The sequence below is a fragment of the Rhodococcus sp. NPDC127593 genome (assembly GCF_042671975.1).
In the GTDB taxonomy this organism is placed as follows: Bacteria; Actinomycetota; Actinomycetes; order Mycobacteriales; family Mycobacteriaceae; genus Rhodococcus_F.
This window is the reverse complement of record NZ_JBHXWI010000022.1, coordinates 1-20,481: the sequence shown is the minus strand read 5'-3', so window position 1 is coordinate 20,481 and position 20,481 is coordinate 1. Positions and strand designations below refer to the sequence as shown.

Annotated in this window: 17 protein-coding genes; 9 read left to right on the top strand and 8 right to left on the bottom strand. The window is 67.1% G+C overall.

Annotation, left to right across the window (positions count from 1 at the left end):
- Positions 1-7 precede the first annotated feature (7 nt).
- Positions 8-2,161, bottom strand: coding sequence for an acyl-CoA dehydrogenase (locus ACFVJ3_RS21200; RefSeq protein WP_378453892.1), 2,154 nt, complete (start codon positions 2,159-2,161; stop codon positions 8-10).
- Between the two features lie 305 nt (positions 2,162-2,466).
- Here ACFVJ3_RS21200 and fdxA point away from each other — a divergent pair, with 305 nt between their 5' ends.
- The 7 genes from fdxA to ACFVJ3_RS21165 are packed head-to-tail and all read left to right on the top strand — an operon-like array spanning position 2,467 to position 8,515.
- Positions 2,467-2,790, top strand: coding sequence for a ferredoxin (gene fdxA / locus ACFVJ3_RS21195; protein ID WP_378453891.1), 324 nt, complete (start codon positions 2,467-2,469; stop codon positions 2,788-2,790).
- 36 nt (positions 2,791-2,826) lie between these two features.
- Entirely contained in the window at positions 2,827-4,359 is a 1,533-nt protein-coding gene (locus ACFVJ3_RS21190) for a class I adenylate-forming enzyme family protein (RefSeq protein WP_378453890.1), read from the top strand.
- 57 nt (positions 4,360-4,416) lie between these two features.
- Positions 4,417-4,722 (top strand): hypothetical protein, encoded by a 306-nt coding sequence (locus ACFVJ3_RS21185; RefSeq protein ID WP_378453889.1) that lies wholly within the window; start codon positions 4,417-4,419, stop codon positions 4,720-4,722.
- 46 nt (positions 4,723-4,768) lie between these two features.
- A complete protein-coding gene (locus ACFVJ3_RS21180; RefSeq protein ID WP_378453888.1) occupies positions 4,769-5,866 on the top strand; it encodes a CaiB/BaiF CoA transferase family protein in 1,098 nt (365 codons plus the stop codon).
- 24 nt (positions 5,867-5,890) lie between these two features.
- Entirely contained in the window at positions 5,891-6,958 is a 1,068-nt protein-coding gene (locus ACFVJ3_RS21175; RefSeq protein ID WP_378454000.1) for a CaiB/BaiF CoA transferase family protein, read from the top strand.
- A gap of 43 nt (positions 6,959-7,001) precedes the next feature.
- Entirely contained in the window at positions 7,002-7,817 is an 816-nt protein-coding gene (locus ACFVJ3_RS21170; RefSeq protein WP_378453887.1) for a crotonase/enoyl-CoA hydratase family protein, read from the top strand.
- Positions 7,818-7,822: 5 nt separating this feature from the next.
- Positions 7,823-8,515: an SDR family NAD(P)-dependent oxidoreductase gene (locus ACFVJ3_RS21165; protein WP_378453886.1), complete on the top strand. Its 693-nt coding sequence runs from the start codon at positions 7,823-7,825 to the stop codon at positions 8,513-8,515.
- A 70-nt stretch (positions 8,516-8,585) separates the two neighbouring features.
- Here ACFVJ3_RS21165 and ACFVJ3_RS21160 read toward each other — a convergent pair whose 3' ends face one another.
- The 5 genes from ACFVJ3_RS21160 to ACFVJ3_RS21140 all read right to left on the bottom strand — a co-directional run bounded on the left by ACFVJ3_RS21160 (position 8,586) and on the right by ACFVJ3_RS21140 (position 15,307).
- On the bottom strand, positions 8,586-10,202 hold the full coding sequence (locus tag ACFVJ3_RS21160; protein ID WP_378453885.1) for a bifunctional 3-(3-hydroxy-phenyl)propionate/3-hydroxycinnamic acid hydroxylase: 1,617 nt from the start codon (positions 10,200-10,202) through the stop codon (positions 8,586-8,588).
- A gap of 82 nt (positions 10,203-10,284) precedes the next feature.
- On the bottom strand, positions 10,285-11,847 hold the full coding sequence (locus tag ACFVJ3_RS21155) for an AMP-binding protein (protein WP_378453884.1): 1,563 nt from the start codon (positions 11,845-11,847) through the stop codon (positions 10,285-10,287).
- Complete coding sequence (locus ACFVJ3_RS21150) at positions 11,844-13,502, bottom strand: FAD-dependent oxidoreductase (RefSeq protein WP_378453883.1); 1,659 nt, start codon at positions 13,500-13,502, stop codon at positions 11,844-11,846. The genes ACFVJ3_RS21155 and ACFVJ3_RS21150 overlap by 4 nt, the downstream gene beginning before the upstream one ends.
- A gap of 48 nt (positions 13,503-13,550) precedes the next feature.
- Complete coding sequence (locus ACFVJ3_RS21145) at positions 13,551-14,393, bottom strand: 3-carboxyethylcatechol 2,3-dioxygenase (RefSeq protein WP_378453999.1); 843 nt, start codon at positions 14,391-14,393, stop codon at positions 13,551-13,553.
- Between the two features lie 152 nt (positions 14,394-14,545).
- Positions 14,546-15,307 (bottom strand): SDR family NAD(P)-dependent oxidoreductase, encoded by a 762-nt coding sequence (locus tag ACFVJ3_RS21140; RefSeq protein WP_378453882.1) that lies wholly within the window; start codon positions 15,305-15,307, stop codon positions 14,546-14,548.
- Between the two features lie 233 nt (positions 15,308-15,540).
- Between ACFVJ3_RS21140 and ACFVJ3_RS21135 the strand changes: the two genes are divergently transcribed.
- Entirely contained in the window at positions 15,541-15,798 is a 258-nt protein-coding gene (locus ACFVJ3_RS21135) for a DUF2889 domain-containing protein (RefSeq protein ID WP_378453881.1), read from the top strand.
- A gap of 115 nt (positions 15,799-15,913) precedes the next feature.
- On the opposite strand, the gene ACFVJ3_RS21130 is transcribed toward ACFVJ3_RS21135, so the two are convergent.
- Together ACFVJ3_RS21130 and ACFVJ3_RS21125 are read right to left on the bottom strand one after the other, a co-directional pair.
- Positions 15,914-17,317 carry an amidohydrolase family protein gene (locus tag ACFVJ3_RS21130; protein WP_378453880.1) on the bottom strand — a complete coding sequence of 468 codons (1,404 nt, stop codon included), beginning with the start codon at positions 17,315-17,317 and terminating at the stop codon, positions 15,914-15,916.
- A complete protein-coding gene (locus ACFVJ3_RS21125) occupies positions 17,314-18,567 on the bottom strand; it encodes a CoA transferase (protein WP_378453879.1) in 1,254 nt (417 codons plus the stop codon). Before ACFVJ3_RS21125 ends, ACFVJ3_RS21130 begins: the two co-directional genes overlap by 4 nt.
- Positions 18,568-18,597: 30 nt before the next feature.
- On the opposite strand from ACFVJ3_RS21125, the gene ACFVJ3_RS21120 reads away from it, so the two are divergent.
- Positions 18,598-19,674, top strand: a complete 1,077-nt coding sequence (locus ACFVJ3_RS21120; protein ID WP_378453878.1) for an enoyl-CoA hydratase/isomerase family protein — start codon at positions 18,598-18,600, stop codon at positions 19,672-19,674.
- The last annotated feature ends 807 nt before the right edge of the window (positions 19,675-20,481 follow it).

The window sequence follows — 20,481 nt, the reverse complement described above, 5'->3', positions numbered from 1 at the left end:
TCATCACTCAGCGGACCAGCGGATCGCGCGGTAGCCCCAGGATCCGTTCGGCGATGGTGTTGCGCATGATTTCCGACGTTCCACCCGCGATCGTCAGGCAACGGGTGAAGAGGTAGGGGTAGGAGACGTCCGGAACCTCACCCATCACCGCCGCTGGACCGGCCAGAGTGATGCCGAGGTTGGTGATGCGCTGGGAGTGTTCGGCTTTCACGAGTTTGGTGACGTTGGCCTCGGGACCGGGACCGGCCCCGACGATCGCCCGTGCGGCCTGGCGGAGGTTGAGCAGACGCAAGGTGTGCTCCTCCGCGAGGATCTCCCCCACCTCGTGCTCCGCGCCTTCCCTGGCACCCGGAGAGCCGTCGAGCAGCTTCACCAATTCCTTCCCGGTGAACGCGATGGAACCACTACCGCCACCGATGGAGACGCGTTCGTTGCCGAGCGTCGCCCGGGCCACCTTCCAGCCCTCTCCCTCGCCACCGACCACGTCCGTGTCCGGCACGAAGACGTCGTCGAAGAACACCTCGTTGAACAGCGCGTCCCCGGTGATCTCCCGCAGCGGACGGATCTCGACTCCTGGTGAGTCCAGCCGGATCGCCATCATCGTCACGCCGGCGTGCTTCGAGGCCTGCGGATCCGTCCGGACCGTGGCCAGACCCCACTCGCAACCGAGCGCGGCACTCGTCCACACCTTCTGTCCCGTGACACGCCACCCCCCGTCGATGCGTTTGCCCGCCGTGCGAACCGCAGCCGCGTCGGACCCCGCACCCGGCTCGCTGAACAACTGGCACCAGTTGGTCTGCCCACGGAGGACGGGATCGATCCACCGGCTCTTCTGCTCGTCCGTCCCGACCTGAGAGATCGTGAGGTTGACCCAGCCGGTGATTCCGAGATCGGGCAGATCGATCCCCGCGAACTCCTCCTCGATCACCAGCTGCTCCACGACTCCGGCTTCCCGGCCCCAGGGCTTCCGCCAGTGCGGAACGAGGTAGCCGCTGTCCACCAGATAGTCACGCTGCTCCGACTCGGGCAGCACCTTGTAGTGCCGCACCGCAGCACCGGCCTGCTCACGGAACGCCTGCGCTTCCTCCGGCAGTCCGAACGACGCACCGTGCGCTTCCCCGGCGCGGAAGGCCTCGACGACGTCGACCAGCGGGTCTCGCCCGTCCGCCAATACAGCCGCCACAGTGTCCGCTCGACGCAGGTACAGGTGCGCGTCGTGCTCCCAGGTGAAGCCGATACCACCGTGCAGCTGGATGTTGAGCCGGGCCGCTTTCACCTGCGCCCGGGCGGCGTGTGAGGCCGCGACCGCGGCGGCGAACCAGGCGCTCTCGACGTCTCCGGCCCGTGCCGCGTCCCAGGTGGCGGCCACGGTCATCTCGATGTCGATCAGCATGTTCGCGCAATGATGCTTCACTGCCTGAAAGGTGCCGACTGGTCGCCCGAACTGCTCGCGGGTCTTCACGTAATCGGTGGCGGTCTCGAGGCAGGCCATCGCGCTTCCCACGGCCTCGGCGGCGGCGAGGATGCGGAAGTACGTGACGGCGGCGCGCGCTGCGCCCTTCAGGATGCGCTCGGCGCGAATCGCAGCGCCGTCGACCGTGACGTTGCCGATCGTCCGGGTCGTGTCCAATCCCGCTCGCGTCGACACCGACACACCGGCCTCGCCGGGTTCGACCACCACGAGGTCGTCTCCCGCGACCAGCACGAGCACAGCGGCCTGGGGCGCGCCGATTACCGCGCGACTCTCGCCGGTGAGGCCACCGTCCGAATCGAGGGTCAACCCCGGCGACAGGCCGACGGCGCCGATCACCGAACCGTCGGCCAGTCCCGGAAGCCACCGAGCCTGAACCGATTCGGGTGCGCTGTGTGCCAGGATCGCCGAGGCCGTCACCGTCGGAAGGAACGGCGCCGGGGCCAGTTCGTGTCCGAGGGCCTCCAGTACCACCGTCAGTTCGGGGAGACCGAAGCCCGACCCCCCGTGTTCTTCGGGCAGGTGCAGTCCGAACCAGCCGAGCCCTGCGGTCGCGGACCAGAACGCGGGAAGTTCCGCACCGGTGCCGTCGAGAGTCTGACGTGTGGCCTCCCGCACGTTCCCCCGCGCGAGATGGGACGCGGCCACGTCGGCCAGTTCCTTGTGTTCTTCCGAGATCGCCAAGGCCATGGCGGAGTACCTTTCGATTGAGCGGAACGGCATCACAGCCGCGTCGGAGCTGCAGGATCTCAATATGACCTGAGCTGTCAGATATTAGAGTATCCAATGATGCCGCCGCGCAACAGAGCCGATCGCGAATAGCCGATTCTTCCCGTCGACATTGTGCGGATAGCGCACATTATCGCCACGTCGAGCCGTGCATCGAGCCGACTCGGGACCGACTTCAATATTTCATAGACAAGATGTCAGAAGATGGCATATGGTTCTGGACAAGTTGAGTTAGGTCATCGTCAGAGCTAGGAGTCCGACCCGCCGTGCCGTACGTAATTGCCGAACCCTGCGTCGATGTACTGGACAAAGCCTGCATCGAAGAATGCCCCGTCGACTGCATCTACGAGGGCGGACGGATGATGTACATCCATCCCGACGAGTGCGTCGACTGCGGAGCCTGTGAACCCGTTTGCCCCGTCGAGGCCATCTTCTTCGACGACGACCTGCCTGATCAATGGTCCGGATACGTCAGTTCCAACGCGGACTTCTTCGACGAACTCGGCTCTCCCGGCAGTGCCGCGAAGACCGGGCGAACCGAGCACGATCCCCCTTCGATCGCGGCCCTGCCGGCCAAGGACCCCCACTGACGGCTCCCTCGACACTCACCTGATCGGAAGACAACCATGAGCATTTCGCTGATCCTGGAGATGGCGATCTCCGGTAACCCGGACCGCACCGCGATCACCGTCGGTGACAGTTCGCTCACCTACCAGGAGTTCGGCCGGCTCGTCGCGGGCGCGGGAAGCGCCGTGATCGAGTCGGGAGCGCGCAACGTCGTGTTCCTCGGGGGCTCCGGACTCGAACTTCCCGCCCTTCTCTTCGCCTCCGCCTACGCCGGTGTCCCGTTCACACCCGTCAACTACCGACTCGGTGCAGCACAGCTGCAGCAGTTGATCGCGAGAGTCGACGACGCACTCGTCGTCGTCGACCCGGTTTATCTCGCACCGGTCGCGAACACCGACGCCACCCTCGTCGTCAGCACCGACGACTTCTTCGCCCGCGCCGAGGAGCTGGCATCGGATCCGGTAGCGGCCGCCGACATCGAACCGGACGCACCAGCGATCGTGTTGTTCACGAGCGGTACCACCTCCGCCCCGAAGGGCGTCGTGCTCCGGCACAGCCATCTGTTGAGCTACGTGATGGGGACCGTCGAGTTCGCCTCCGCCGAGGAGACGGACGGCGCGCTCATCAGCGTTCCGCCCTACCACGTCGCAGGTATGGGCACGATTCTGACCAACTTCTACGCGGGCCGGAAAATGATCTACCTCCCGCAGTTCGACGCCGCGGACTGGGTCGAACTCGCACGCACCGCGAAGGCTACATCGGCGATGGTCGTCCCGACGATGCTCGACCGCATCGTGGATCACCTCGGTGGCAGTGATGCCGACGTCCCCACGCTGCGGTCGCTGTCCTACGGAGGTGCGCGCATGCCGCGGCCGACATTGGAAGCCGCCCTCCGCGCGTTTCCGAACGTCGGTTTCGTCAACGCCTACGGCCTCACCGAGACCAGCTCCACGATCGCCCTGCTCGGCCCGGAGGATCACCGCGCCGCACTGGAATCCGAAGACCCTGCGGTCCGCGCCCGGCTGGGTTCGATCGGCCGGCCGGTGCCCGGCATCGAGGTCGAGATCAGAGATGCCTACGACAAGCCGGTCGCACCGGGTGAAGAAGGCGAACTGTGGGTCCGCGGACCTCAGGTGTCCGGCGAATACATGGGTAGTGGTTCGGTTCTCGACGCCGACGGGTGGTTCCCCACCCGTGATCTGGCGTTCGAGGACGTCGAGGGTTTCCTCTTCGTGGTGGGCCGCAACGACGACACCATCATCCGCGGCGGCGAGAACATCGCGCCTGCGGAGATCGAGGACGTGCTGGTGGAACACCCACGGGTGCGCTCGGTGGTGGTCGTCGGCATCCCGGACGACCATTGGGGTCAAGCCATCGTCGCGACGGTGGTTCCCGAGCCCGGAGAGGTCCCCGAAGCCGAAGAGCTTCGACAGTTCGTGCGCGCCCGTCTGCGCGGTTCCCGAACTCCTGATCGGATCGTCTACCGTAGCGAACTGCCCACGACCCTGACCGGAAAGATCCTGCGCAAAGACATCGTCGCGGAGATCGTCGCGGGCGTCATGGACTGCGAACCTCAGACGTCCGCCGTCTAGTCGTCCACCTCGCCCGAGCACACACGGGCCGAATACCACAGCAAGAGAGGGATTCCCATGTTGAAGACCGGAGCACGACTGCGCAGCCAGGTGTGTACCACCGAGGTCATCGTCGTCCGGGCCGGGAGCGGCGACGTCACCCTGACGTGCGGCGGGCAGCCGATGATCGATCCTGCCGGATCGCCTGCGGAAGGACTCACACCGGCCGGGGATCTCGCCGGGGGCACCATGATCGGCAAGCGTTACACGGACACCGCCGGTTCCGTCGAGGTTCTCGCCACCAAGAGCGGCGAGGGCAGCCTGGCGCTGGGTGACGAGGTGCTCGCACTCAAGAGCGCGAAGCCCCTTCCGTCGAGTGACTGACCGGGACACCGACCACACTTCACACCACCTCGATCCAGGAGCAGCCGTGCCAACCGAAGACGTCGGCAGCGGTCCACTGACGGGTATCCGCGTACTGGAACTCGCCGGAATGGGACCCGGACCGCATGCTGCAATGCTTCTCGCGGACCTCGGAGCCGACGTGGTTCGAGTGCAGCGCGCCGGTGGCCTGCCGGCTCCCGATCGCACGGCGAGCCAGCAGCTGCGCGGCCGCACGATCGTCGAAGCGGACCTCAAGCACCCCGAGGACATCGAAGTGGTCCTGGGCCTGTTGGAACGCGCCGATGTCCTGATCGAAGGATTCCGACCCGGTGTGACCGAACGTCTGGGGCTCGGACCGGACGAGGCCCTCACCCGAAATCCACGCCTGATCTACGGCCGGGTCACCGGGTGGGGGCAGAGCGGACCACGCGCGTTGCAGGCCGGCCACGATCTCAACTACATCTCGGTGACCGGTTTGCTCCACGCCGTCGGCCGGAAGAACGAGCGCCCGGTTCCACCGCTGAATCTGTTCGGCGACTTCGGCGGTGGGTCGATGTTCCTCGTCGTCGGGATACTCGCCGCGCTCGTCGAACGTCAACTGTCGGGCCGGGGACAGGTGGTCGACGCGGCGATGGTCAACGGCGCCCCCGCGCTCGCCCATCTGCTGTGGTCGATGCGCGGCACCGGCCAGTGGTCGGACGACCGGGGCACCAACGTCTTCGACGGATCCGCGCCCTTCTACGACACCTACGAGTGTTCCGACGGCAAGTACGTCGCCGTCGGTGCGCTCGAGCCCCAGTTCTACGCGGAACTGGTGCGCGTTCTCGACATCGACCCGGCGACCCTCGGCCATCAGCGTGATATCGAGGGCTGGCCCCTCGTTCGAAAGCTGTTCACCGAAAAATTCGCGTCGCGCACCCGCGACGAGTGGGCAGCGCTGTTCGCCGACGTGGACGCTTGCGTCACACCGGTATTGGACTTCGACGAGGCCGCACGGGACCCGCAGATGATCGACCGGAACGTCTTCACCGACCTCGACGGTGTCCTGCAGCCCGCACCGGCACCGGCGTTCTCGCGTACCCCGACGGCCACACCGATGGCCCCCTCGCGGGTGGCGGTTCCGGCGAACACTGTGTGGAGCTGATCGAGGGTGAGCAGGAGTGGGCCCCTGATCGGACTGCGGGTGGTCGAGCTGGCGAACATCGGGCCGAGCGCGCATGCCGCGATGGTTCTCGCCGATCTCGGTGCCGACGTCGTCCGAGTCCAGCGCCCCGGACTTCTCCCTGGGGACCAATCCAGCGCCGATCACCTGCACCGCGGAAAGCGGGTCGTGGAGGTCGATCTCAAAGATTCTCGAGGAGTCGCCGACGTCCTCGCCCTCGCATCCGGTGCAGACGTCCTCGTCGAGGGCTTCCGGCCCGGCGTCGTCGAACGCCTCGGACTGGGACCGGCGGTCGTGCTCGAACACGTGCCCTCTCTGGTGTACGCCCGCGTCACCGGATGGGGTCAGGACGGCCCCCGAGCTGACAAGGCCGGACACGACATCAACTTCATCGCACCGACGGGAATCCTCCACTCGATCGGCAGGGGCCACGAGCGCCCCGTGCCACCTCTCAACGTGGTGGCCGGGTTCGCTGGCGGGTCCATGTTCATGGTCACGGGAATCCTCTCGGCCCTCTGGGAGCGACAGCGATCCGGACTCGGTCAGGTGGTCGACGTCTCCGCTGCCGAGGGGGCGGCGGTCCTGACCCAGCACGCGTGGTCGATGCGGGGGCAGGGAAGCTGGTCGGACGAACGCGGCGCGAACCTGGTCGACGGTAGCTGCCCCTTCTGGGACACCTACGTGTGCTCGGACGGCCACTACATGGCGGTCGGTGCGTTCGAACCGCAGTTCTACGACAGGCTGATCGCGGTACTGGGACTCGACCCGAACGCCCTTCCGGACCGTGACGACCGCAGTGTTTGGCCCGAGCTCCGCGTCCTGTTGGCAGCAAGGTTCACCACCCGCAACAGGGCGGAGTGGGCCGCCGCCTTCGCGGACGTGGACGCGTGCGTCACCCCCGTGTCGAGCTTCGCCGAGGCCCCCGCTGATCCTCATTTCTCCACCCGCGGGTCCTTCGTGGAGATCGACGGCGTCGTGCAACCCATGCCGGCGCCCCGCTTCTCGAGGACACCACCCTCTACACCGACCTCCCCGCCACGGGAGGCCGCGGACCTCGATCGGGTGTGGGTATGACCTGCGCCCACCGAACACATCTCCCCACTGCGAAGGACAGAGTATGACCGTCACAGAATCCACCACCTCCACCACGCCCCCGGCGCTCGTCGAAGTGCGTGGCCACACGATGTTGATCACATTGAACCGTCCGGAGGCGCGCAACGCGGTCAACGCCGACATGTGTATCCGGGTGGGCGACGCCCTCGACGAAGCGGAAGCAGACCCGAACGTCCGCGTCGTGGTGCTCACCGGCTCGGGCGACAAGGCGTTCTGCGCGGGGGCCGACCTCAAGGCGCTCGCTCGCGGTGAAAGCGTCATTCCAGCGGGCCGCGAAGCCTGGGGGCTCGCGGGCTACGTCGGCCACGCCATCAGCAAGCCGACCATCGCCGCGGTCAACGGGCCCGCGCTCGGTGGTGGAACCGAATTGGTCCTCGCGAGTGATCTCGCCGTCGCAGCCGACACGGCGACGTTCGGACTGCCCGAAGTCAAGCGGGGGCTGATCGCAGGTGCCGGCGGCGCCTTCCGTCTCCCCGCCAAGCTGCCCGCCACGGTCGCAATGGAACTTCTCCTTACCGGTGAACCGGTGACGGCCCGGCAGGCACTCGAATTTCATCTGGTCAATCGGGTCGTACCTGCCGAGCGTGTGCTGGACACGGCGCTCGCACTCGCCGAACAGATCGGGTCGAACGCCCCGTTGGCCGTGCAGGCACACAAGCGGATCGCCCTCGCACAGCAAGCGAACGGTGACCGGCCCGACGAGCAGGCCGGCTGGTCGATGACGTCCGACGAACTGCCGCGGATCGCCACGTCGGAGGATGCCAAGGAAGGACCCCGCGCATTCGCCGAGAAGCGTGCGCCGGTGTGGAAAGGGCAGTGAAGGACATGGCACGCACAGCTCTAGTGACCGGGGGAACCGGTGGCCTCGGGTCGTCGGTCACCACCCACCTCCTGATGACCGGATGGCGGGTGGTGGTCCCGTGGATCAACCGTGACGAACTCGGCCGCCTTCCCGAGCATCCCAATCTGCAGTTGGTGCGCACCGATCTCGCCGACGAGGACGACCTCGAGAACGTCGTCGCCATCGCCGGTGACGACGCGGATCGGCCCCTTTTCGGCGTCGTCAACCTCGTCGGGGGTTTCACTTCGGGGACGCGGGTGCACGAAACGCCGGTGGCGACACTCGACGCACAGCTGAACCTCAATGTCCGGACCGCGTACACGGTGACCCAGTCCGCGCTCCCGCACTTGATTCGGGGTGGTGGAGGTTCGGTAATCTGCATGTCCGCCGCTGCGACACGTCGACCGTTTTCCGGTGCGGCGTCGTACATCGCGTCGAAGGCTGCCGTGGTGGCACTCGTCGAGACTCTTGCTCTCGAGTACATCGACGACCACATCCGGGTCAACGCGCTGCTGCCGTTCGTCATAGACACTCCCGGCAACCGTTCCGCCATGCCCGACTCGAATCGTAAGGGGTGGTCGAAGCCGACGGAGATTGCGAAGGTCGTCGATTTCCTGTTGTCGGACAACGGTTCCGTGATCACCGGCGGATCGATACCGGTCACCAGCGTCGACTAGGCGATCTGCGACGATTGCACCACCTCGGCCCCGGCCCCCTCTCTCGGGGAGGCCGGGGCCGCAACGCAGTTCAGCCGGGAATGGCCATCCCGTCGCACAGGCGAGACATGACCCGGTCGAGTTCGTCGGCCCGGCACACCGCTGCCACGTACCGATCCGGCCGCAGGACGATCACCTCGTCCTGCCGACGTTCGAGTTTCAGGTCGCGGAACGCACCGTCGACGTCGAACAGTTCGGTGCTCGAACTGCTTCCGCTGCTCGACACCCTGAACCCGTGGCGGCGTGCGGACGGCGGAGCCGTCACTCGGAACAGCTTCGCCCCCAGCGCATTCACGCGTGCTCGAGTGGCCGGACAGAGCGATTCTGCTGGATCACTCGTCAGCCCGAGAAGAGCGAATCCACTTCCTACCGCGTCGTCCAGCTTCACTCGTCTGCCGTCGCCGAGTTGCACCCACGGCTGGCCGAAGAGCCGGCCTACCGGAGAGCCGGAGTCCTGTCCCGGTTCGGCCACCACCACCCCCTCGGTGTAACGCGGAGCCGGCTTGTACTTCATCTGCAGAATGTATTCGCGCGCGCCGGGAATCAATTGAACCCCGCGGAACACGGCGTCGCGCACCACCTCGGTGGCGCGATTGCGCGGCTGATAGTAGCTCCCGATCCGGGTGGCAAACGACACCATCGCCTCGGCATTCTTCCTGCGCTCGGCGTCGTAGGTGTCGAGCAATCGGTCGCCGGCCCTTCCCTGGACGACTGCCGCCAACTTCCATGCCAGGTTCGTCGCGTCACGGATCCCGGAGTTCATGCCCTGCCCGAAGAACGGCGGTTGCAGGTGCGCGGCGTCGCCGGCAACGAAGACGCGGCCCGACCCGAACCGGTCCGCTGTCCGCGAATGATGCCAATACACGCGGCGCCGTAAGACGGTGGGCATCGGTATCCCGCGGTAGAACTTTCGCAGCAGCCGATCCACGGATCGATCGGTGACGACCTCTTCCTCGGTCTCGTCTGGCAGGAGCTTGAATTCGAATCGCCGGTACCCGTACGGCAGCGGGATCGTCATCGCCGGCCGATTCGGATCGCAGTAGACCGCGGAATAGGGCGCATCGAGGGAATCTTCGCTGACGTCGACGACGAGCCATTTCGACGGCGCCGTCTCCCCGGTGAGTAGCAGACCCGCTGCGTCTCGGACGAAGCTGCGACCACCGTCCGCACCGACCACGTACTGCGCCCGCACCCGCACCTCACCTGCCGCGGACTTCGCCACCAGGTGCACCGCGTTCGAGGTCTGCTGCAACTCCGTGACCTCGGTGGCAGCAAGGAGTTCCACGTTGGCGAAACGGTCGAGGCCTTTCCGGAGCCCGGCTTCCATCAGCGGCTGAAAGAACAGGTTGCGTCGAGGCCAGCCGTACGGTTGCCCGCTGGGACGCACGTGGGCCAACTGCTTGCCGCGCGAGTTGTAGTACCGGATCGGCGCATTCTGGATGGTGTCCCGCACGATGTCGTCGACGATCCCCGCAGTCTGGAACGAGCGCAACGATTCGTCGTCAACCGCCACTGCTCGCGGATGGTCGATGATCGCCGGCTCCTTGTCGAGCACGACCGTCGTCACGCCCTGCGTGCCCAGCAGATTGGCCAGTGTGGCACCGCATGGACCGGCCCCCACCACCGCGACCTCGACATCGATTTCCATCAGAAGTGCCTCCTCGCACGAGTGTTGTTCGCGTTGGATTCGAATTGCTGTGGTGGATCGATCATCAGTTTCACGCAGCAGTTCACTGGGCGTCCTTCCCGAACAACCGGGCCAGATCCATTTTCACGACCTTGCCCATGGCATTTCGGGGCAATTGGTCGAGTATCTCGAGCTGCACGGGCAGCTTGCGCTTGTTCAGCCCTCGGACCACGAGGTGATCGCAGACGTCGGCCAGGCTCGGAGCCACCGCCGAACCCTCGGGTACCACCACCGCACAGACACGTTCACCCGTCTCCGGGTCGGGGAGTCCGATGATCGTCGAATCGACCAGACCGGGAACGGTGACGAGGTGATCCTCGACTTCCCGGGCGGAAATGTTCTCCATGTTCCTGATGATCACGTCCTTGAGACGGCCGACGATGTTGAGGCATCCCTCGTCGTCGAGGAAGGCGAGGTCACCCGTGCGAAAGTAACCGTCGTCGTCGAACGCCTCGACGTCCAGTGCGGTGTCCACGTACCCGACGGTGAGTTGCCGGGCCTTCACTCTCAGTTCACCGCGCTCGCCGGCAGCCACTTCGGTGCCGTCCGCGCCGACGATACGTATGAACGTGCCGGGTCCCGGACGGCCTTCGGTCACCGCGATCTCGTTCGGGCTGCCCGAGGGACTCCCCCACGCGATGAACGGGCATTCCGTGAGCCCGTATCCGGACACCAGCCCCGTTCCGCCGAGTTCGCTCGAGACCTCGCGGTGCAGGGCGACCGGACGCGGAGCGCCACCGATGAGAAAGGCCCTCAGGTCCGGGAACAGCCGACCGTCACGCGCACGCTGTTGCCGGAGAAAGGCTTGCGCGAAGGGGGTTCCGTTGCCTCCCAGGGTGACACCGGTGTCGGCGAGGAGTCGCGCGGTCGCCTCTGGTTCGAAGACGTCGGTGGTGATCAACGCCGCACCGGACATCAGCGCGACGAGCAGGTGCAGGACTCCGCCCACATGGGCGATCGGTGCGAGCGCAGCGATCCTGTCGTCCGGTCCAGGAGCGATGGCTTCGCAGAATGTTTCGGCAGCGGCGAGTAGTCCCGTGTCCACGTGTCGGGCGCCCTTGGGTTGCGAGGTGGTGCCGGAGGTGTAGAACACCCAGCGGACATCGGTCGGCGTCGGCGACGGTTGCTCGGCGCGAGGTTCGGCCCGAGGAAGGGTGCGGTCGGCGACGAGGACGTCGATTCCGGGCAGCCGAGCGGCCACCGAACGTGCCATCTCGCCGTGGGCGTAACCGCGGAATTCCTCCGGGACGATCAGAAGCCGGCTGCCGACCTGACGACAGATGAACTCCACCTCGGGTTCGCGCAGCATCATGATCAGAGGATTTTGCACGGCGCCCATCCGGGAGAGTGCCATGGTCAGCACCATGGTCTCGGTCCAACTCGGCAACTGCCAGGAGACCACCGTGCCCGCGGTGACGCCACGTTCGGCCAGGCCCGCGGCAACCCGCTCGACGGATTCGCGGAACTCCCGAAAGCTCATGGTGCGCCGACGTTCGTCGATCACGAGGGTGTCTTCGGGCGTTGCTTCCGCCCGAGCGGTCACGAGGTCGAAGATGGTGTCCGCGCGCAGATGTCCGGGCAGTTCCGAGTTCCGACCCGAGGTCATGCGTGCACCGTTGTCGATGCGGCGTGGCGACCGGCGAGGTAACCGAACACCATTGCCGGCGCGAGCGTCCCTCCCGCGCCTCCGTACGTCATCCCGAACGGCGACGCCATCACGTTGCCCGCCGCATACAACCCACCGATCACCCCGCCGTCGAGGTCCACCACTCTGCCGTACTTGTCGACCTTCGGACCGCCCTTCGTCCCCAACGCCCCGCTTTCGAGCCGCACCGCATAGAACGGCGCCTCGGTCAGCGGACCGAGGGTGCCCTCGACGGCACCCTTCAGGTGCGGGTCGCCCCACCATCGGTCGTGCGCACTCTCACCGCGGTGGAAGTCCGGATCGCATCCCTCCGCCACCTGTCCGTTCCACCGCTCGACCGTCCGTTCCAGCGCATCGACCGGAATCCCCAGGGCCACCGCCAACTCCGCAACGCTGCCGGCCCGGGTCATCCACTCCGGCGCGACCTCTCCCGGCGGCCACGGTCCGACCGTCCCGTACCGCCGCAGATACTCTTGATCGAAGATCAACCAGCACGGAAGGTTCGCGTATCGGAAGGCGGCCACATCCTCCTGGTGGAATGCCCCGCCGAACGCGTTGTAGTTCGCCGCCTCGTTCGTGAAACGTTGTCCCGAGCGGTTCACTATAATCGACCGTGGCCGTGTGCGGTCCGCGTTGACCATCACCCGGTTCATCTCGTTCACACCGTCCGGCAATTCGGCCACCGGACTCCACCACGCCTCTCTCATGTTCCCGAGCATCGCCCCGACTCGCATCGCCATCGACAAGCCGTCGCCCTCACATGTGGGCATCGAGACAGGATGCGTCAGCGGACCCCGCAGGAACGCCCTTTTGAATTCTTCGTTCCACTCGAATCCCCCGGTCGCCAGCACCACACCAGACTCGGCACTCACCTCGACGTGCTCACCGCCGGCCGACTCGAACTGCACTCCCGTCACGGCCACACGACCGTCCGGCGTCGACGCGGTCACCAATCTCCGGGCTCGCATGCCCGGGAACACCTCCACCCCGGCCTCGAGGCAGGCAGCGAGTAGCCTGCCCACCAAAGACTGTCCTCGTCCCCGCTCGTCGCGTAGCCGGCGGCGAGCGATCTCCGCTTCCGACGGCGGTCGCGGCACTGCGGCGCCGATCGGTGTCTCACATTGCACGAGATGCAGATTCGCGAAATAGGGACCCGGCGTCACCCGCGACGCCCACTCTCCCAACTCGTCGAATGCGAACAACGGGGTCTCCAATGTCCGGCCGCCACCGGGCTTACCACCCGGATGCTCAGCGTGATAGTCCGGAAACCCTTCGGCAACATAGAATTCGGTTCCCGCCTGCGCATCGAGGAAGGTCACCATCTCGCGCCCCCCCACCACGAACGCCCGCACCAGGTCCTCGTCGAGCAACCCCCGAGACAGCGACATGATGTATTCCACCGACTCCTGCTCGGAGTCCGCGACGTCGGCAGCGCCCATCAACGGATTGTTCGGAATCCATACGTTCCCGCCCGACCACGCGGCCGTACCGCCGACCTTGTCGGCCTTCTCGAATACCCCAACCCGGGCACCGCTCACCGCCGCCGTGAAGGCCGCCGTCAAACCCGCAGCACCCGAACCCAGAATCACCACATCGAACGACGAGCCCACGAACACACCTCCGTGCAGGGAAAGGACCGCAGAGTTCTATCTAAAACTGTCAGATCATGCCGACACCGCGACGGCCATGCCCGTGATCCACTCCTCCACCGGCTCGTAGATCAGCGGCTCGAGAGGAACGCCGCCACCGGCCGCACCCGCAGCCAACCAGGTCCGCACCTCGTTCGCCCCCGCACCGGCATCCGCGTGCGCGCTGTCGGTAAGACGCGCGAGAGCCTCCCGATCCCAGGTCGCCAACGCGTTCAGAAACGCCTTGTCCCACGCGGGTTTGATCTTCTTCCGCGCGGCGGCAGAACCCTCCGCGATGATCCTGGCGCGTTCCTCGTCACTGATGTCGTATGTGTCCACTTCGAGACTGGGTGGCGAATGCGAAAGACCGCCGGTACCGATTACCAGCACCCGATCGCTCGTGCCGGACAGATACCGGCCCACTGCGTCCCCGAACGCGAGCACCCGCTCGGCCTTGGGCAACGGCGCCGTTGCGCAGTTGATGGGCAGCGGGATGACGGGATACGCGTCGACGCTCCCGGTCAGATCACGCAAAGGCTGTGCGAACGCGTGGTCGAGCTGCACATCCCGGCAGACCGAGATGTCGATCCCGGAGTCGAGCAGGTGCTCGGCGAGGCCGCGCGCAGTGTCCCGGGGGACGTTCAATGCGGCTGCACAGTGCGCGGCCTCGGCCATGATCCCGGCAGACAGTGCCACCCCGAAAGTGGGGACGACGTGCCGGAATGCCCGTCTGTGGTCCCCGCCGAACAGGACGATGTAATCGGGATCGAATTCGCGGACGATCGAATTCGCGCGCGCCATCCCGGTCCGGAACGTCGTGCCGAATACTCGGTCGACGTCTCGCTCCATTCCTGGGCTGTGGCTCGCACACACCACCATCCGGTTCGCCGTCGCCCGCTTCAGTTCACTCAAAACATCCTCCTCGAACCTGACTCGTCGCCGGGGAACGCTGTCGGTCCGTGGCACGAATCAAACATGACACAAACGTTAGATGGTTATCGGCGTCACGTCGAGGGTGTGTCGCGTTTCGGTCACCGCATCATCAGGGTTCCGCCGTCGACCGGGAAGATCTGCCCCGTCATGAACCGGGCGCCCTCACCGGAGAGGAAGGCCAGTACCGGAACGAAATCCTTCTCGACGTCACCGAGCTTGCCCCCGAGCGGGACGGCTTTCGCCATGTACGCGTCGTGCGCGGCCAGTTGTTCCGTCGTCATCGATGCGCGGGTCTTGTCGTACATGGGAGTCCAGATTGCCGGAGCGATGGCGTTGACGGTGACGCCGTATTTTCCCCATTCCTGAGCCGCGGTGCGGGTCCAGGCGACCACAGCGCCCTTGCTGGCCGAATACGCAGCCTTGTTGGTCAAGCCCTGGACACCGGCGGCGGACGCGAAGTTGATCACCTGTCCGCCGTCGTCCTTCAGATGGCGGAACGCCGCTTGATTCGTGAGAAACGTGCCCGTCGCGTTGATGCCCATGACCCGATTCCAGGTGTCGAGCGGAATCTCCTCGGCCGCTCCCCCCGGAGCGATGCCCGCTGCGTGGATGAGGACGTCGAGGCCGCCCAGTGAATCGACGGCCTGCGCGAACGCCGCATCGACCGAGTCCTGGTCCGAAACATCACATTGGACGAATCGAGCCTTGCTCGCCTCTGCGATCTCACGTCCCTCGCGCTCGTTAAGGTCGAGCGATACCACTTCGGCTCCGAGAGCGGGATATGCACGTACCAAGCCTTCACCCATCCCACTGGCGCCTCCAGTGATGATGATGCGCCTGCCCTGCAACATTTCTGACATTACGTCTCCTTTGAGGAATACTCGCACGAGCAAGATACCGAGTCATTGTTCAACTCTGCAATGACTTTGTCGCTTCACGCCCGGATTGCCACAACAACAGCACTGATCTCTCGGTCATGATCTGACACTCGCGGTGATTTCTGGACCGTCCTCGTGAAGCTCTGCACCCTCTTCCCCGGCAGCGGATGGCTCCCGCCGGCGATTTCTGGCACAGATGCGTGTGTCGCGTCGCCGTGCACGAGTATCGGCTGACCGCGACCGCGGACCCGGCGACCGGAGAACTGCTGTCCATCGATGCCGACCCCCGGGTGCTGCCCTACGACGAGTGCCCGCTCGCGTCACGCAATGTGGGGAAGATCCTCGGCACTCCCCTCCCCGACTTGCGCTCCGTCGTGCTCGAGAAGTTCGCCGGAACCGAGGGGTGCACGCACCTCAACGACGCCATGCGGGCACTGGCCGAGGTTCCGACCCTCGTCCGCGAATTGCGCTGAGCAGGATCAGGATCAGGATCAGGACCCCTTGCGGACGTTTCCGCCCCTGCGGTTTCGGTAGGCCACGGCCTGCGGCTCGATGACCCGCGCGGCGGTCTCGAGCTCGTCGTGCCTCTCAGATTCGGTGCGGTGTTCCACCGAAGAGGGTGACTCGGACGGCGTCGGCGGATGGTGCGGTGAGGACGTCGGTGAGCGGAGCGTGCAGAAGCACCAGATCCGCGGGTGCGCCCGGACGGACGGTGCTGGGGCTGCCGCCGGGATCGTCCGCGGGTGTGAGATACCGCGTCAATGCATTTGCAGCAGTGATGCGTTCGGAGACGCCGACGACCTCACCGGTCGGCGCCCGCCGGTTCACCGCGGCGGTGATCACCGCCCACGGGTCCGGTGGTCCGTACGGGGCGTCGCTCGAGAGAGCGACCGGGACGCCCGCCTCGATCAGTGACCGGCAGCGATACAGGTCGGGGTAATCGATCTCGTCGATGTCGCGCAGGTAATCGTCACCGCGGTGCGCGAGAAAACCGGGCTGGGTGACGACGATGAGTCCACGTCGGCGGAGGCCGTCGATCGTCTCCCTGGGGATGAGCGCGCCATGCTCGATGCGGTCACCGGCCCTTGTTCCGACGTCGTCGAGAACCGCGAGCAGAAGCAGCAACGACTCCCGGGTGACGCAATGCACGGCCACCGCCCGGCCCCGGTCGTGGACGTCGCGGATCCGGTCGGCAAGGTCGTCGAGGTCGGGAAGCCCGGAGTCGGCCAGCACAATCTTGTAGGGGCCCACGGTGACCCGGCCCTGCGGTGAGGCGATATCGCTGTCGGGCGCTGCGCCGAGCAGGTGCACCCGCTGCGGCAGGCGGCCGTCCGAGACCGACGTCTCGATCGCTGCGCGTGAACGCGGGTCGAGGTTCGGGCTGGCGTCGGTGACACCCGTGATCCCCCACCGAGCGAGGGCGGCGCCGACCGCATCGAGGCGCGGCGGACCGGACGGCGGGAGCCGGTCACGCAACCAGTCGTCGGCGCGCCACACCCTGCCGGTGGGACGGCCGTCCGGGGCGCGCTCGATTCCTGGATGCGCCGCCTCGGCCAAACGCACGGCAGCACTGGCGGCACCGTTGAGCATCCACATCGCACCGCTGCGGTGTTGGACGCGCACCGGCCGGGCGGCGTGGAGTCGGTCGAGGGCGTCGGCATCGAGGTCGCCCGCGACCGTCTCGATGTAGCCGACGCCGCGTACCCAGCCGTTGTCGTCGCCCGGCGCCCGCCCGAGCGCGTCCGCCAGGGCGGCGCCGTCGCGGACACCCGGCGGCCCGCAAGGCACGGACGCTGCGTCAGCGGCCATCGCATGCAGGTGCAGGTGGTGGTCGTGCAGGCCGGGAATCAGTGCGCCGCCCTCGGCGTCGATCAGGTCCGCCGACGTCACGGGCAGCTTCGGCCCCACCGCAACGATCCGGCCGTCGGAGATCGACACATCGATCCCGGCGACGCCGTCGACCTCCGCATTGCGGATCACGAGGTCGGTCACGGCGCCGCGATCCCCAACGACCGCAGCACCGCCGCGGTGTCCACGCCGGATTCGGGGGCACACCCGGCTGGTTCCCGTGCTCGCGGCTCGGCGATGGGAACGACCCCCGATGCCGTCTGGACCACCCATCGGTCGGCAGACAGGCTGGGCTTCGGCACCGGGTCGTCCGTCAGCGTCGACGCGACCAGATCCGACATCGACAGATCCCAGAGTTGCCCCGACCCGTCGGCGGGCGCCGACATCGCGAGCGCCGCCGCGGTGACCCCGGTCAGTGGATCGGCGAGCGCGTCTCCGACGAAGACCGGGCCGCGCACATCACGAGCGATCAGTCCTGCGGTCGCGGACAGGTCGTCGCCGAAGCCGATACGGTCGGCGGAGCGTCCGGCGGCGGTGATCGACACCCACGTCGCCCCGCGGTCGACAACCGCAGCGGCGTCGAGCCCGAAACCCGACAGAGCGCGCGGACGGGACGCCTCGATCACGATGTCGGCGGCGGCGACGAGTGCGGTCAGGGCGCGGCGCCCCTCGGTCGTGGCGGGGTCGAGCACCACCGATTCGTGGCCCGCGTGGAGGAGTCGGTAGAACGCTCCGTTCCCGCGTCGCGCGCCGTCCGGGCGGTCCGGCGTCTCGACCTTCACCACACGCGCTCCCGCGAGTCCGAGCAGATGGGCGCACAGCGGGCCCGCCCACAGGGCACTGAAGTCCACGACCAGCAACCCGTCGACGGGCCGAGGGTGCAGCGGCATCGGCGGGAGTGGGGGTGTGCTCGCCCGCAACACCGGGCCCGCCGCAATGCTCACCAGAGCCGCCCGTTCGGCCAACTCCGAGCCGCTGTGTCGGCGCACCCAGTCGGCGACGACAGGCCAGGGATCGTCCTCGTCCACAAGGTCGCTCACCAAGGCCCCGAGCAGCGCGGGATCGTCGGGCCGGGCGCAGGAGACGGCGGCCCACCCCTCTGCCGACGGGAGCAACCGGCAACTGCCGCCCAGCGACACGTCGCCCCGGCGCCGGAATCCGGTGAACGCTGCCCGCTCCGACAGCAACCCGGCACCGTCGACGTCGATTCGCCGACCACCGAGGGCGCTGACATCGGAGATCCACGAGGCCATCGCCCGCGCGACCGTCGCCGCCCGACCGGGAGGGACGAGCGGTGGCCCGTCCGCACGGCCAGTGAGGGCGACTACACCGCTTTCGGCCCAGTCCCGCACCGGATCCGGCGCCGGATGTGCGAGCGGGGGCGGGGTGAACACCGCTCGATCCTATGCTGCAAGCTGTCATCTGTGGATACCTCGCAGACCGTGATCACCCCACAGGACCTCGTGGACGGAGTCGCCGGCACTCCGCTGCTCGCCGCAGGTGCCCTCGTGGACACTCCGCTGCTCGTGGTGGATCTCGATGTCGCGGTCGACGAGGACACCGCGGCCCGCGCGGCCGAGCGGGCGCGGCGCACCGACCGGCTGCTGGTCGGGGTGCGCCGCACCCCGGGCCCCTTGCCCGAACCAATCGCCGACCTCGCCGCCGACCTCGACACCACCCTCGCCACCGACGCCGACCCGGCCGACCGGTGGATCGTCGGTGTGGACGACTTGGACACCGCGCTCGCCGAACTGCACGGCGTCGTGGCCGGCAACGTGCACTCCGCGATCGTGCTCGGCCAGGTCCTGCGCCTGTCGGAAGATCTCCCGGTGCCACAGGCGATCGACGTCGAATCGCTGGCCTACTCCACGCTCCTCGGGACGCCGGGGTTCCGGCGGTGGCTCGAGCAGCGCGGTCCGCGCCCCCTGCCGCCGCCGTCGCCGCAGGAACCGGTGCTGCTGCGGCGCGATGCCGAGCGGCTGCGCATTACCCTCAACCGGCCCGAGCGCCGCAACGCCTACGGCGCCGAGGTCCGCGACGGGCTCGTCGAAGCGCTCCGGTTGGCCATCGCGGACGACACGGTCACCGCGATCGTGCTCGACGGGGCGGGTCCGTCGTTCTCCGCGGGCGGCGACCTCGACGAGTTCGGCACCACCCCCGACCTCGCCACCGCGCACCTCATTCGCACCCGCGCCGGCGCCGGCCGGCTGGTAGCGCAGCTGGCCGACCGTATCGAGGTCCGAGTGCACGGTAGCTGCGTCGGCGCCGGTATCGAGGTACCCGCATTCGCGGGCCGAATCGTGGCCGCGCCGGGCACCGTGTTCCGCCTGCCGGAGGTGTCCATGGGGCTCATCCCCGGAGCCGGCGGAACGGTGAGCGTGCCGCGACGAATCGCCCGATGGCGGGCATTCTGGCTGTGCGCCACCGGCGCCGCCCTCGACACCGACACCGCGCTGGCATGGGGTCTCATCGACGAAATCAGCAACGCCCCGACGCTCTAGAGTCCACGCAACGCCCTAGTTGGTCTTTCGTCGTGTGCACACTCACCGCCCGCTCACTCGGACTCACCCCACACCGGCACATCCGCAACGTCTGCGACACCGCAAACGCGGCTGGACCTCGCCCACAGCAGACCGGATCAGCTCACCAGTCGGTCTCCTCCGCTGGCAACTCATCCACACCGACTGGACAGGGCCTCCCCCAGCGGACTTCGCGCCCCGGCGGACGCAGCACGACGCCGCGAACAGGAAGGCCGACGCACCGCGATCGCGCACCACAACGCCATGCAAGTGTCCGCAGAGCGGCCGCAAGCCGCACTTTCTCAGATCCGCCGGACCCTGCGTCAAACCACACATCACGCTGCAGGCACGACCCAATCCTGGACAATGATGTTCAGGAAATCGAGGACTCCGTCGCCCAATGCGCCGCGCAGATCGGCGGCCCAGGTCGTCGACCACCCTGTCCCGCTTGTCGATCACCAGGGTGGCTCGGTCGTCGCGACGCGACGGACGCGATGCCGGTCGCCCGCCAGACCGGGGCCGGTCACCACCCCCCGACGGCGAAGTTCACCCACCCGCCTGCGGTTGCCGCGACAGTGCCCTGCCCACCTAGAAGCCTAGAAGCCTAGAAGCCTAGAAGCGGCGTAGCCGGTTTTTGGGGTCAAGTTTGTGGTGTATGGGTCACGTTCGACTGCTTGATGTTTCATGCTGCGAATTGCGCTGTGGCGGTGAGGGTATCGACGGCGGTGCGGTACGCGGTCGTTGCCGATCGTAGGGGGCCGGGAGTGGTTGTCGGGGTGGCGAGTTCGG

Coding starts and splice junctions, on each gene's coding strand:
- ACFVJ3_RS21140 (WP_378453882.1), bottom strand. CDS start 15,307: ATGTCAGAAATGTTGCAGGGCAGGCGCATCATCATCACTGGAGGCGCC.
- ACFVJ3_RS21165 (WP_378453886.1), top strand. CDS start 7,823: ATGGCACGCACAGCTCTAGTGACCGGGGGAACCGGTGGCCTCGGGTCG.
- ACFVJ3_RS21185 (WP_378453889.1), top strand. CDS start 4,417: ATGTTGAAGACCGGAGCACGACTGCGCAGCCAGGTGTGTACCACCGAG.
- ACFVJ3_RS21200 (WP_378453892.1), bottom strand. CDS start 2,161: ATGGCCTTGGCGATCTCGGAAGAACACAAGGAACTGGCCGACGTGGCC.
- ACFVJ3_RS21170 (WP_378453887.1), top strand. CDS start 7,002: ATGACCGTCACAGAATCCACCACCTCCACCACGCCCCCGGCGCTCGTC.
- ACFVJ3_RS21145 (WP_378453999.1), bottom strand. CDS start 14,393: ATGGTGGTGTGTGCGAGCCACAGCCCAGGAATGGAGCGAGACGTCGAC.
- ACFVJ3_RS21155 (WP_378453884.1), bottom strand. CDS start 11,847: ATGACCTCGGGTCGGAACTCGGAACTGCCCGGACATCTGCGCGCGGAC.
- ACFVJ3_RS21160 (WP_378453885.1), bottom strand. CDS start 10,202: ATGGAAATCGATGTCGAGGTCGCGGTGGTGGGGGCCGGTCCATGCGGT.
- ACFVJ3_RS21190 (WP_378453890.1), top strand. CDS start 2,827: ATGAGCATTTCGCTGATCCTGGAGATGGCGATCTCCGGTAACCCGGAC.